Below are 11949 nucleotides of genomic sequence, written 5' to 3'. Positions count from 1 at the left end.
GTCGGGACCTAGCGCGCGAGCTGGTTCGTGACGCCGAGCAGGCAATCCTTGAGACGGCCCGCCTCCTCGGCATTGAGTTCGACGACGAGGCGTCCGCCGCCGTCGATCGGCACCCGCATGATGAGGCTGCGCCCCTCCTTGGTGACTTCCATCGGTCCATCGCCGGTACGCGGTTTCATGGCAGCCATGGGGGTGTCCCTTTCAACAGGGCGCAACCGCGATCAGCGGCAGCGCGTCAGTAAACAGTGCTCCACCGCAGCGACCTGTACAGGGCCCCGATGTGCACGTCATCACCTTTATTATTCAGCACAAGTCCTGCACCTGCTAATTCGGGTGCGGCGTGGATCACAATCATGGTGGATAATCCCCGTCCGGGCCGGTCGGGGTCCAGGCCCACAGCCGGTCCACCCACAGGAACTGCAGGACCACGCAGACCGGCAGGAGCACCCAGAGCAGGCGCCCCCCGCGCGGGGTCGCGACCGCGAGTGCCAGGGGGAACAGGGGCAGCAGGATGCGCCAGGTGCTGGACTGCGGGTCCCAGAACGCCGCGAGGTAGAGCAGGTAGGCGGCGCACCAGGCGCCGGGCACGAGGCCGATCGAGCGCACCGACGGTGCGAGGAACATGCCGGCCAGCCCGAGCACGAGGCCGAGGAGCACCAGCGCCCCCGCCGCGGGGCCGACGACGGCGGCCGGCGCGTGGAACCAGGGCAGGAACGGCACGAGGGCCTCGCCCCGCCAGGCCGTCTCCGTCGCGACGTAGGCGGCGCGTTCCCCGGTCGCGGCCCAGGCGATGAGCGGCCAGGCGACCGCCGCGACGGAGGAGACCACGCCGAGCAGGAACAGCGGGACGAGGCGTCCGGCCGCCTCGTGGCGGTCGCCCGGATCACCGCCGCGGCGCGCAGTCCACAGCGCGTGGAGGAAGAGGATGCCGATCGCGATCGCGAAGGGCACCCCGGCGGGGCGGGCCAGGCCCATGAGCACGACGACGGGCATGGCTGCGACGTACCGGCCGATGGAGACCAGGTACAGCGCGGTGGCCAGCAGCAGCAGGTGCAGCGACTCGGCGTACGGCACCTGCAGGACGGCCGCGACGGGGGCGAAGGACACGACGGCGACCCCTGCGAGCGCCGTCCGGTGCTCCGACCGCAACCGGAACAGGCGGTAGACCACGAGCGACGCCGCCGCCGCCGCGGCCACCGACACCACCGGGGCGAGGGCCCCCCACCCCAGGCCGGTGGCCGCGGCCAGGCCGCGCACGAGCCCCGGGTACAGGGGGTAGAACGCCCACTGGTTGTGGCTCACCACGCCGAATGCGTCCCTTGGCAGCTCGGACGGGTAGCCCTCCGTGAAGATCCGCTCGTACCAGCCGCTGTCCCAGAAGCTGATGAAGGCGCCGTAGCCGGGAGCGGGGCCGGACCACGGGCTGGGACCCTGGCGTGCCGCGGCGAGCAGGAGGATCGCGGTGGACACGAGACGACCGGCGGCGAAAACGGCAAGGACCTGCAGGGCCCAGTGGACCCGCGGACGGACCGGCCGTGCGGTGGAGCCGGTCGCGGTCCCCGTCCGGTTCACGCGGTGCCGTCGTCGGACGAGGTCCTGACGGTCACGCCGGTGCCCGCGGGCTGCCCCGCCTCCACGGTCCCTCCCGCGGAGGCGCGGACCCAGCAGTCCTGGAGGTGGTCGTCGACGTACCCCGTGGCCTGCATCATGGCGTACGCCGTCGTCGGGCCCACGAAGCGGAACCCGAGGCCGCGGAGGTCCCGGGCCAGCGCCGTGCTGTCCGCGGTGACCGCCGGCACATCGGCCAGGGTGGCGGGGGCAGGGCCCGCCTCAGGGCGGTGACGCTCGAGGACCGAGCCGAGGGTGGTGCCATCCGGGAGTGCGAGGAGGGCCCGGGCGTTGGCGATCGTCGCGTCGATCTTCTGCCGGTTCCGGACGATGCCGGCGTCGGCCATGAGCCGCTCGACGTCGTGCTCGTCGAACAGCGCCACCGCTTCCGGGACGAAGCCCGCGAACGCCCGGCGGAACGCCTCCCGCTTGCGCAGGATGGTGATCCAGCTCAGGCCGGACTGGAAGGCCTCGAGGCTCAGCCGCTCGAAGAGTCCCGTCTCGTCCCGGACGGGGCGGCCCCATTCGAGGTCGTGGTACTGCTCGTACTCGGTACTGGAGACCGCCCAGCCGCACCGCGGCCGGCCGTCCGAGCCGGGGACCGCGCCGCTCATCGCCGGGCGTCCTGCGCCGCGAGCCGCGAGCGCAGCTCACCGATGACGGCGTCCCGCTCGGCGAGGGCGGCGGCGAGCCGGTCGAGGACCTCGTCCACCTGGTCCATGCGGTAGCCGCGGAGCCCGAGGCCGAACCGCACGGCGTCGACATCCGGCGCGGAGGGGTGCTCCGGCAACAGCACGGGGGGCAGGCTCGCCACCGGCTCGACGAGGCCGAGGCCGTCCGCCCGGGACGGCCCACCCCTCCCGCTGTCGTCCGCGGGCCGTCCGCCGGCCTGGCGGGAGCCCGCCCCGAGGGCCACGCCCGGGCGCCGGAGCAGTGCCGGGAGCCGGGGCCCCACGGCGAGGACGGCGGTCCCTCCCACGAGCAGGACGGCGAGGATCACCAGGAAGATAGTCACACCGCTATGGTGCCAGAATCGCCTGTCAGCGGTGTCCGGATGCGGCACTCGGGGCCTGCCGGTGCCCCGACGAGGCCGCCACGATCCGCACGGCCTCCTCCGCCGTGTCCACGAGCTGCACCAGCGAGAGATCGTTCTCCGAGATGGTGCCCTCGGCGAGCAGCGTGCCCTCGATCCAGTCGAGGAGCGGGCGCCAGTAGTCGACGCCGATGAGCACGATCGGGAAGGAGGTGACCTTTCGGGTCTGCACGAGGGTCATCGCCTCGAACAGTTCGTCGAGGGTCCCGAAGCCGCCCGGCAGCACGATGAACCCGTTGGCGTACTTGACGAACATCGTCTTCCGGGCGAAGAAGTACCGGAAGTTGATCCCCAGGTCCACCCACTCGTTCATGCCCTGCTCGAAGGGCAGTTCGATGCCGAGACCCACGGAGACCCCGCCCGCCTCGCAGGCGCCCTTGTTCGCGGCCTCCATGGCGCCGGGGCCTCCCCCGGTGATGACGGCGTACCCGGCTGCCACGAGGCGCCGGCCCACCTCCTCGCCGATGGCATAGAAGGACGAGTCCTGCGGCGTGCGGGCCGACCCGAACACGCTGATGGCCGGGCCGAGGTCGGCCAGCGTGCCGAACCCCTCGACGAATTCGCTCTGGATACGCAGCACCCGCCACGGATCCGTCCGGGTGAATCCTCCGCCGGAATCGGCGTCCAGCAGCATGCTGTCGGACTGCGGAGCCGCCGCCTGGCCGCGCCGCAGTTCCACCGGACCCTTGTGCCGCGTCGCCCGGACCGGTGCGGGCCCCCCGTTCGCGCGGGCGCGGGACGTGCCGTTCGCGGCCTGCACGGGGCCGTCGGGTACTGCCTGCACGGCGCCGTCGTCAGCGGTGGAAGGTCCGGTGCGATCACCGGCCGGAGGATCCTGGGAGTGAGACATTGTCCTAGGCTAACCAATGACCCGGGTTCTCAGGAGATGGACAGGCCACTGGACAGGGCACTGATTGCACTTGAATCACAATCGCCCCCATCGCACCCCGGTGTATTGCTGACAAGGAATAGTTCGCTACATTTCTCCCATGACCAGTGAACCGCAACCGACTACGCCCGCGTCCTCGGGAAGCCCCCTCGTCTCGCTCAGGAACGTGAACAAGCATTTCGGGGATCTCCACGTCCTGCGCGACATCAACCTCGAGGTCGGGCGCGGCGAGGTCGTCGTCGTGATCGGGCCCTCCGGGTCGGGGAAGTCGACCCTGTGCCGCGCCATCAACCGCCTCGAGACCATCGACGACGGCGAGATCGCGATCGACGGCAAGGTCCTTCCCGCGGAGGGCAAGGCCCTCGCGAAGCTGCGCGCCGACGTCGGCATGGTGTTCCAGTCCTTCAACCTCTTCGCGCACAAGTCGATCCTCGAGAACGTGACCCTGGGCCCGATCAAGGTCAGGGGCATGAAGGGCGGCGAGGCCAAGGAGCTCGCGATGTCGCTGCTGAAGCGCGTCGGCGTCGACAACCAGGCGCAGAAGCTCCCCGCCCAGCTGTCCGGCGGCCAGCAGCAGCGTGTCGCCATCGCACGCGCCCTCGCCATGAAGCCCAAGGTGATGCTGTTCGACGAGCCGACCTCGGCGCTCGACCCGGAGATGATCAACGAGGTCCTCGACGCCATGGTCGCGCTCGCCAAGGAGGGCATGACCATGATCGTCGTGACGCACGAGATGGGCTTCGCCCGCCGTGCCGCGGACCGCGTGATCTTCATGGCCGACGGGCAGATCATGGAGGAGGCCACACCCGAGGAGTTCTTCACCAATCCGCAGAGCGACCGCGCCAAGGACTTCCTCGGCAAGATCCTCTCGCACTGACCCCCGCATCACCAGAACCCACGAGGGCCTCCCGAGGCCGCGACGCAAGGAGAACCAATGCGAAAGACCCGATATGCAGCAGCCGCGGTGGCTGCCGTAGCAGCACTCACGCTGTCCGCCTGTGGTGGTGGCGACAGCCCCGAGAGTGAAGGCGGCGGCGGCGGCGAGGGCGGCGGCGAGACCCTCCGCATCGGCATCAAGTTCGACCAGCCGGGCCTCGGCTACGACGAGGGCGGGTCCTACTCCGGCTTCGACGTCGACGTCGCGAAGTACGTGGCGGCCGAGCTCGGGGTGTCCGAGGAGAACATCGAGTTCGTCGAGGCGCCGTCCGCGAACCGCGAGAACCTGCTGGCCAACGAGCAGGTGGACATGATCTTCGCGACCTACTCGATCACCGACACCCGCAAGGAGACCGTGGACTTCGCGGGACCGTACTTCGTCGCCGGCCAGGACCTCCTCGTCCCGACGGACAGCGACATCACCGGCCCCGAGGACCTCGAGGGCAAGAACCTCTGCTCGGTCACGGGCTCGACGTCGGCCCAGAAGATCAAGGACCAGTACCCGGGCGTGCAGCTCGTCGAGCAGCCCGGCTACGCCGAGTGCGTCACGGCCATGGGCGGCGGCCAGATCGACGCCGTCACCACCGACGACATCATCCTCGCCGGCCTCGCCGCGCAGGAAGCCAACGCGGGCAAGTTCAAGGTCGTCGGCAACACCTTCTCCGAGGAGAACTACGGGGTCGGCCTGCCCAAGGGCAGCGACCGCTGCGGGGACATCAACTCGGCGATCACCAAGATGATCGGTGACGGGTCGTGGGAGGAAGCGATCACCAGCAACACCGAGGGTGCCGACTACACCTACAACGCGGAGCTGAATCCGCCCACGCCGGAGCCCTGCGCCTAGCATCACCCCTATTGGCGGGGTGGTCCGCCCGGACCGCCCCGCCAATGCCATGTCCCCACCAGGAAAGAGGTGAACCGTGGAGGACTACCTGTCGCTGTTCGAGACCTACGACGTGCTCGCTGCGTTCTGGGTCAACATCCAACTGTCGTTCTGGGCCGCCATCTGCGCGCTCATCATCGGCACGGTGCTGGCCCTGTTCCGCATCTCCCCCATCCCGAGCCTGCAGTGGTTCGGTGCAGCGTACGTCAACATCTTCCGCAACACGCCGCTGACCATCATCCTGGCCTTCGGCTTCCTCGGGCTGTTCTCCGTCATGCAGATCAGCCTGGCGGCCGACCTGAATGCCAGCCTGTTCCGCATCGCCATCGTGGGCCTGTCCGTGTACCACGCGGCCTTCGTGTGCGAAGCGATCCGCAGTGGCGTCAACACCGTCCCGCTCGGACAGGCCGAGGCTGCACGGGCCATCGGCCTGAGCTTCCTGCCGGCGGCGCGCCTCATCATCCTCCCCCAGGCCTTCCGCGGCGCCATCGCACCCCTGGGGAACGTGCTCATCGCCCTCATCAAGAATTCGACGGTCGCCGCTGCGGGTTCGGTGGCCACCGAGGCCTCGAGCCTCATGAAGACCATGATCGAGTTCCGCTCCGACCTCGTGATCCCGATCTTCCTCACCTTCGCCCTCGGTTTCGTGATCCTGGTGATCCCGATCGGACTGCTGACCACCTGGGCCTCACGGAAACTGGCGGTGGCACGATGAGCGCGCAGCAGGTCCTCTTCGACGCGCCAGGTCCGCGCGCACGCCGGAACATCCTGATCGGCAACATCGTCGGAGTGCTGATCGTCCTCGGCATCCTCGCCTGGATCATCGCGACGCTGGGCGAGAAGGGACAGCTCGAGGCGAGCATGTGGACGCCCTTCCTCGAGGCGAGGACCTGGGAGTTCTTCATCCTCCCGGGGCTCGCCAACACGCTGAAGGCTGCCGCGATCGCCATCGTCACCTCGGTGGTGTTCGGCCTGATCTTCGGCGTCGGCCGGCTCTCGCACCTGACGCCCGTCCGGTGGGTCGCCGGCGTCGTCGTCGAGTTCCTGCGTGCCGTCCCCGTGCTGCTCATGATGATCTTCTTCTGGCTGGCGCTCGGCAGCTCGGGTGCCGTGCCGCCCCAGGACGCACCGTTCATCGCGGTGGTCGTCGCCCTCACGCTCTACAACGGCTCCGTGATCGCGGAACTGGTCCGGTCCGGGGTCCAGGGCCTGCCCACGGGCCAGCGCGAGGCCGGCATGGCCATCGGTCTCACGGCCGGCCAGTCGCTGCGCAGCATCGAGGTGCCGCAGGCCCTCATCGCCATGCTGCCGGCCCTGATCAGCCAGTTCGTGGTGATCCTCAAGGACTCGGCGCTGGGCTTCATCATCACCTACCCCGAGCTCCTGCAGTACATGCGCCGGCTCGGCGTGGGCGAGGGCAACATCATCCCGTCGCTGATGGTCGCCGCCGCGATCTTCATCATCATCAACTTCGGGTTGTCCACCCTCGCGACGCGGCTCTCCGTCCTCCTGAGCTTCAGGACCAAGGGACGCAAGCCCGCCGCGGAGGAAGCCATCGCCATGGATCCGGCCTCCACCTGAGCCGTTCCTGCACCCTCGACGGCGAAGGACCCGGCGGACAGGCCGGGTCCTTCGCCGTTCAGGCGGTGCGCTGCGGCGACGCCGGTCAGGACAGCCAGGTCACCAGGGCGCCCAGGCACGCGCGGATCGCGTCGGCGTGCACGTGCTCGTCGTCCGTGTGCGCGAGGAGCGCGTCGCCCGGACCGAAGTTGACGGCCGGCACCCCGAGGGCGCTGAAGCGCGCGACGTCGGTCCAGCCGTACTTGGGCTTCGGGTCCGCGCCCACGGCTGCGACGAACGCGGCCGCCGCGGGGTGCTGCAGCCCCGGGCGCGCTCCGGCGGCCGCATCGGTCCGCTCGACGTCGAACCCCTCGAGCAGCGCCCTGACGTACTCCTCGGCCTGCTCCGGCGTCTTGTCGGGGGCGAAGCGGTAGTTCACCTCGATCACCGTACTGTCCGGGATGACGTTGCCGGCGGTGCCGCCGGTGATCGTCACCGCGTTGAGGCTCTCCCGGTAGTCCAGGCCGTCCACGTGGACGGTGGCCGGCGTGTGATCCCGGAGGCGGACGAGGACCTCGGCGGCGCCGTGGATCGCGTTGACGCCCCGCCAGGCACGCGCCGAGTGCGCGGCCTTGCCGGCGATCCGGACGTCGAACCGCGCGGTGCCGTTGCAGCCGCCCTCCACGGTGCCGTCCGTCGGTTCCAGGAGCACCGCGAAGTCCGCCGTCAGCCACTCGGGGTAGGACGCCGCGACCCGGCCGAGACCGCTGAGGGAAGCCTCGACCTCCTCGTGGTCGTAGAAGATGAACGTGATGTCGCGCGAGGGCTCCGTGAGGGCCGCTGCGAGCGCGAGCTGCACGGCGACGCCGCCCTTCATGTCGGTGGCTCCGCGCCCGTACAGGACGTCGCCGTCCCACGCCGACGGCACGGTGCCCCGCGAGCCGGGGACCTTCGGGAGGGGCACCGTGTCGATGTGCCCGGCCAGGATGACCCGCTCGGATCGTCCGAGGCCGGTCCGCGCCATGACGCAGTCGCCGTCGCGCACCACCTCCAGGTGCTCCAGTCGCCGCAGGGCCTGCTCGATGGCGTCCGCGATGCCCGCCTCGTTGCCGGAGACGCTCTCGAGGTCGAGGAGGCGCGCTGTCAGGTGGGCCACGTCGGAGCTCAGGTCGAGTGTCGTGGAGGGGGTGGGCATCATGCTGCAACACTATCGCTCGGTAGACTTGCGCCCATGACTCCTCCCACGCCCAGCTCGTCCATGTCCGCTCCCGGCCGGCCGGCCGGCGGCCTCGGCCTCGCCACCGTCGCCTCCGACGGCACCGTCCTGGACACCTGGTACCCCGCCCCCTGGATCGGCGAGCCCACGATCGACGCCGCGGCCGGCCTGCGGGACACGCTCGAGGCCCTCGCGGAGTCCGGCGTCGACAACGCGCGGCGTGTCACGCAGCGGGTCGTCGACCTGGTCGTGGACCTCGACGACGCCCCCGCGGGGACGGAGGACGCCTACCTCAGGCTCCACCTCCTGTCCCACCGGCTCGTCCGGCCGAACACCATCTCCCTCGACGGCATCTTCGGCCTGCTGGCGACCGTCGTGTGGACCAACCACGGGCCGGCTCCCGTGGACGGCTTCGAGACGGTGCGGGCCGCGCTGCGCGCCAGGGGCCCGGTGGCCGTCCACGGCGTCGACAAGTTCCCGCGCATGGTCGACTACGTGGTCCCGGCGGGCGTCCGGATCGCCGACGCAGACCGCGTCCGTCTCGGCGCCCACCTCGCCGACGGCACCACCGTGATGCACGAGGGCTTCGTGAACTTCAATGCCGGCACCCTCGGCCACTCCATGGTCGAGGGGCGTATCTCGGCGGGCGTCGTCGTCGGGAACGGTTCGGACATCGGCGGTGGGGCGTCGATCATGGGGACTCTCTCCGGCGGAGGGAAGGAACGCATCACCATCGGCGAGCGGTGCCTGCTGGGCGCCGAGTCCGGCGTCGGGATCTCCCTCGGCGACGACTGCGTCGTCGAGGCCGGGCTCTACCTCACGGCGGGCACCAAGGTGACGCTGCAGGACGGGTCGCTGGTCAAGGCCACGACGCTCTCCGGGGAGGCCGGGATCCTCTTCCTGCGCAATTCCGCCACGGGCGCCGTCGAAGCCCGTCCCCGGAGCGGCGAGGGCATCGCCCTCAACCCCGCCCTGCACGCGAACTAGCGCATGTCCCCGCGGCCCCCGTCGGCTGCCGTCCGACGACGGCGGCGACAGCTCCGTACCGGCGCCATGCTCACCGGGCTCGCCGTCGTCGTGGTGGGCGGTACCGCCGTCGCCGTCCGCCAGCTGGACGAGAGCGAGGTCCTGGTGCAGGAGCGGTGCAGCGCGACGGTGGGGGCGGACACCTTCGAGCTGACCCCGGAGCAGGCCGGCAACGCCGCCCTCATCGCAGGCGTCGCCGTGAACCGGGCGCTGCCGGCCCGTGCGGCGTCGATCGCCATCGCGACGGCGATCCAGGAGTCCCGGCTGGAGAACATCGACTACGGGGACGACGCCGGACCGGACTCCCGCGGGCTGTTCCAGCAGCGTCCCTCGCAGGGCTGGGGGACGGAGGAGCAGGTCATGACGCCCCTCTACGCCGCGGGGGCCTTCTACGACGCCCTGGTGAGGATCCCGGGGTACGAGAGCCTGCCGGTCACCGAGGCCGCGCAGACGGTCCAGCGCTCCGCCTACCCGACGGCGTACGCCGACCACGAGCCGGAGGGCCGGGCGTTCGCCTCCGCGCTGACGGGCCACTCCCCCGCCGCCCTGGACTGCACCCTCCGCGAGCCCTCCGCCGACGGCGACCCGCTCGCCGTCTCGATCGCGGCCGAGGAGGTCTTCGGTCCGCTCGGCGGGACGGCGGACGGGACCCGCCTCACGCTGGACGCCGCGGACGTCAGGGGCTGGGCCGTCGCGCAGTGGGCGGTGGCGAACGCGTCCGCCCTGCAGATCACCTCGGTCGCGTTCTCCGGCCTCGAATGGGTCCGCGCGGACGGCGGCTGGTCGTCGACGACGACCGAGACCGGGGCGGTGACCATCACCGTCGCGGGGGCCACACCCTGAGGCACGGCGCATGGCGGCCAGGGGCTCAGGCGAGCACCCTGATGATCGGCTCCACGTAGCTGCGGAAGGACCGCTCGTCGTCGAACAGGTCCTGGCTCATCAGGAGCTTGTCCGGCTCCACCCACCAGGCCCGTTCACCGCCGAGGGGCAGTTCGATGACCTCGAGCATGAAGGGGCGGGCCGGCCGCTCCAGCTCGAGTTCCCGTTCCTGGATCATCCGGCCGAGCAGGCGGTCCATGCTGTCCACCCCCCTGGACCCCACGCGGAGGGCGTACTCGGCGCACCGTTCCGCCGCCCACGCCATCGCGGTGCCGAAGTGCGCGCGCAGGAGGGCCTTCAGCCCCGCCATGCCGTCCAGCGCCTCGAACGATGGCGGCAGCGGCAGGACCGCGTCCCCGACGCGGTGGGCGAGCAGGCTGTGCCACCACGCCTCCCACTCCACGCGCAGCGTCGCCCGTCCGCCCACGGGCCCGGTCAGGCGCCGTGTCTCGACCCTGCGTACCGCCGGGAGCAGGGGCGGCAGCGCCGGCAGGCCCGTGCCCTGCAGCCCCGCGCAGTCCCTGAGGTACAGCGCCACGAGCAGCACCTCCGAGGTGTCCACCGTGAAGTATGCGCTGTAGCCGGATTCGGCGTGCGACATGGGCCTCCTTCGGAGCCGGTCGGGTTCACGTCTACAGTAATCCCAGGATCCCGACGGCTCCAGAGGCATGGGCGGCATCGGCCAGGGCGGCCCGCCGCCGTCCGGGGGCCGGGCCGGTCGCATCACGTCCCACCCGCGCGGATGCACCTAGGATGAAAGCGTGAAAATACTCGTTACCGGTGGCAGCGGCTACATCGGCTCGCACACCGTCCTGACCCTGCTCGACCACGGCCACGACGTCGTCGTCGTCGACAACCTGCTGAACTCCACCGAGACCTCGCTCGAACGGGTCGCCGCCCTCACCGGCCGCACGCCGACCTTCCACCGGGCCGACCTCCTCGACGAACCCCGGCTGCGCGCCATCTTCGCCGAGGAGGAGGTCGACGCCGTCATCCACTTCGCGGGCCTGAAAGCCGTCGGCGAGTCCGTGGAGAAGCCGCTGTACTACTACCACAACAATGTCGGCGGCACCCTGAACCTGCTGCGGGCCATGGACGACGCCGGCGTACGGACCCTGGTCTTCAGTTCGTCGGCCACCGTCTACGGCGCCTCCGAGGAGGTGCCCCTGACCGAGAAGCTTCCCCTCGACGCGGTGAACCCCTACGGGCGCACGAAGGAGCAGATCGAGGACATCCTGACGGACCTCGGTGCCGCGGACCCCCGCTGGAACATCGCGCTGCTGCGGTACTTCAACCCCGTGGGCGCACACTCCTCGGGCACCATCGGCGAGGACCCCACGGGCATCCCCAACAACCTCCTGCCGTTCGTGGCGCAGGTGGCGGTGGGCCGCCGCGAGAAGGTCCTGGTCTTCGGCAACGACTACCCCACGCCGGACGGCACCGGGGTCCGCGACTACATCCACGTCGTGGACCTGGCCGAGGGCCACCTCGCCGCCCTGGACTACCTCGTGGCCCGCGGCGGCGTGCACACCTGGAACCTCGGGACGGGGAACGGCTCCTCCGTCCTCGAGGTCCTCCGGGCCTTCTCCGCCGCGGTGGGCCGCGACATCCCCTATGAGTTCGCTCCCCGCCGGCCGGGCGACGCCGCGGTCAGCTACGCCGACCCGTCGTCCGCCCTCGCGGACCTCGGCTGGTCCGCGACCCGCACCCTCGCGGAGATGTGCGAGGACCACTGGCGCTGGCAGAAGAACAACCCGCAGGGCTACGCGACCGCCGGCGGGAACTGACCCGCCCGGCACGGAACGACGGCGGCCGCCCACCTCCTGGAGGTGGGCGGCCGCCGTTCGTCCGGGTGG

General features: G+C 70.8%; 14 protein-coding genes. 7 read left to right on the top strand and 7 right to left on the bottom strand.

Going from position 1 to position 11949, the window contains the following annotated elements; genetic code table 11:
- Positions 1–8 precede the first annotated feature (8 nt).
- The 5 genes from AC4D2E_RS02925 to AC4D2E_RS02905 form a co-directional block, all read right to left on the bottom strand.
- Complete coding sequence (locus AC4D2E_RS02925; RefSeq protein ID WP_104166016.1) at positions 9–188, bottom strand: DUF3117 domain-containing protein; 180 nt, start codon at positions 186–188, stop codon at positions 9–11.
- 163 nt (positions 189–351) lie between these two features.
- Positions 352–1572, bottom strand: a complete 1221-nt coding sequence (locus tag AC4D2E_RS02920) for a hypothetical protein (protein WP_490951603.1) — start codon at positions 1570–1572, stop codon at positions 352–354.
- On the bottom strand, positions 1569–2222 hold the full coding sequence (locus AC4D2E_RS02915) for a DNA-3-methyladenine glycosylase I (protein ID WP_490951602.1): 654 nt from the start codon (positions 2220–2222) through the stop codon (positions 1569–1571). Before AC4D2E_RS02915 ends, AC4D2E_RS02920 begins: the two co-directional genes overlap by 4 nt.
- Positions 2219–2623 carry a DivIVA domain-containing protein gene (locus AC4D2E_RS02910; protein WP_490951601.1) on the bottom strand — a complete coding sequence of 135 codons (405 nt, stop codon included), beginning with the start codon at positions 2621–2623 and terminating at the stop codon, positions 2219–2221. Before AC4D2E_RS02910 ends, AC4D2E_RS02915 begins: the two co-directional genes overlap by 4 nt.
- A 25-nt stretch (positions 2624–2648) precedes the next feature.
- Entirely contained in the window at positions 2649–3551 is a 903-nt protein-coding gene (locus AC4D2E_RS02905; protein WP_490951600.1) for an LOG family protein, read from the bottom strand.
- Positions 3552–3690: 139 nt separating this feature from the next.
- On the opposite strand from AC4D2E_RS02905, the gene AC4D2E_RS02900 reads away from it, so the two are divergent.
- From AC4D2E_RS02900 to AC4D2E_RS02885, 4 genes are all read left to right on the top strand, one after another.
- Complete coding sequence (locus AC4D2E_RS02900; RefSeq protein WP_104166024.1) at positions 3691–4467, top strand: amino acid ABC transporter ATP-binding protein; 777 nt, start codon at positions 3691–3693, stop codon at positions 4465–4467.
- Between the two features lie 57 nt (positions 4468–4524).
- The gene (locus AC4D2E_RS02895; RefSeq protein ID WP_104166027.1) at positions 4525–5370 is read left to right on the top strand and encodes a glutamate ABC transporter substrate-binding protein; all 846 of its coding nucleotides are present in this window, start codon (positions 4525–4527) and stop codon (positions 5368–5370) included.
- Between the two features lie 76 nt (positions 5371–5446).
- Entirely contained in the window at positions 5447–6124 is a 678-nt protein-coding gene (locus AC4D2E_RS02890) for an amino acid ABC transporter permease (RefSeq protein ID WP_104166029.1), read from the top strand.
- On the top strand, positions 6121–6990 hold the full coding sequence (locus AC4D2E_RS02885; protein ID WP_104166031.1) for an amino acid ABC transporter permease: 870 nt from the start codon (positions 6121–6123) through the stop codon (positions 6988–6990). The genes AC4D2E_RS02890 and AC4D2E_RS02885 overlap by 4 nt, the downstream gene beginning before the upstream one ends.
- 85 nt (positions 6991–7075) lie before the next feature.
- Here AC4D2E_RS02885 and dapE read toward each other — a convergent pair whose 3' ends face one another.
- Positions 7076–8167 (bottom strand): succinyl-diaminopimelate desuccinylase, encoded by a 1092-nt coding sequence (dapE, locus tag AC4D2E_RS02880; RefSeq protein ID WP_490951599.1) that lies wholly within the window; start codon positions 8165–8167, stop codon positions 7076–7078.
- A gap of 33 nt (positions 8168–8200) precedes the next feature.
- Between dapE and dapD the strand changes: the two genes are divergently transcribed.
- On the top strand, positions 8201–9172 hold the full coding sequence (dapD, locus tag AC4D2E_RS02875) for a 2,3,4,5-tetrahydropyridine-2,6-dicarboxylate N-succinyltransferase (protein WP_490909787.1): 972 nt from the start codon (positions 8201–8203) through the stop codon (positions 9170–9172).
- A 3-nt stretch (positions 9173–9175) separates the two neighbouring features.
- On the top strand, positions 9176–10054 hold the full coding sequence (locus AC4D2E_RS02870) for a hypothetical protein (RefSeq protein WP_258069746.1): 879 nt from the start codon (positions 9176–9178) through the stop codon (positions 10052–10054).
- Positions 10055–10079: 25 nt separating this feature from the next.
- Here the strand turns inward: AC4D2E_RS02870 and AC4D2E_RS02865 are convergent, their stop codons facing one another.
- Positions 10080–10694, bottom strand: coding sequence for a hypothetical protein (locus AC4D2E_RS02865; RefSeq protein WP_490909788.1), 615 nt, complete (start codon positions 10692–10694; stop codon positions 10080–10082).
- 160 nt (positions 10695–10854) lie between these two features.
- Between AC4D2E_RS02865 and galE the strand changes: the two genes are divergently transcribed.
- Entirely contained in the window at positions 10855–11880 is a 1026-nt protein-coding gene (gene galE, locus AC4D2E_RS02860) for a UDP-glucose 4-epimerase GalE (protein ID WP_490909789.1), read from the top strand.
- The last annotated feature ends 69 nt before the right edge of the window (positions 11881–11949 follow it).

Source organism: Arthrobacter sp. TJ-265, from assembly GCF_058269135.1.
Note: the sequence above shows the minus strand (reverse complement) of the source record. Positions and strands in the feature narration are given on the sequence as shown.

What these genes read in the sequence shown, in the direction of transcription:
- AC4D2E_RS02885 (WP_104166031.1), top strand. Translation starts at nt 6,121, where the DNA reads ATGAGCGCGCAGCAGGTCCTCTTCGACGCGCCAGGTCCGCGCGCACGC.
- AC4D2E_RS02900 (WP_104166024.1), top strand. Translation starts at nt 3,691, where the DNA reads ATGACCAGTGAACCGCAACCGACTACGCCCGCGTCCTCGGGAAGCCCC.
- AC4D2E_RS02915 (WP_490951602.1), bottom strand. Translation starts at nt 2,222, where the DNA reads ATGAGCGGCGCGGTCCCCGGCTCGGACGGCCGGCCGCGGTGCGGCTGG.
- dapD (WP_490909787.1), top strand. Translation starts at nt 8,201, where the DNA reads ATGACTCCTCCCACGCCCAGCTCGTCCATGTCCGCTCCCGGCCGGCCG.
- dapE (WP_490951599.1), bottom strand. Translation starts at nt 8,167, where the DNA reads ATGATGCCCACCCCCTCCACGACACTCGACCTGAGCTCCGACGTGGCC.
- AC4D2E_RS02865 (WP_490909788.1), bottom strand. Translation starts at nt 10,694, where the DNA reads ATGTCGCACGCCGAATCCGGCTACAGCGCATACTTCACGGTGGACACC.
- AC4D2E_RS02895 (WP_104166027.1), top strand. Translation starts at nt 4,525, where the DNA reads ATGCGAAAGACCCGATATGCAGCAGCCGCGGTGGCTGCCGTAGCAGCA.
- AC4D2E_RS02925 (WP_104166016.1), bottom strand. Translation starts at nt 188, where the DNA reads ATGGCTGCCATGAAACCGCGTACCGGCGATGGACCGATGGAAGTCACC.
- AC4D2E_RS02870 (WP_258069746.1), top strand. Translation starts at nt 9,176, where the DNA reads ATGTCCCCGCGGCCCCCGTCGGCTGCCGTCCGACGACGGCGGCGACAG.
- AC4D2E_RS02905 (WP_490951600.1), bottom strand. Translation starts at nt 3,551, where the DNA reads ATGTCTCACTCCCAGGATCCTCCGGCCGGTGATCGCACCGGACCTTCC.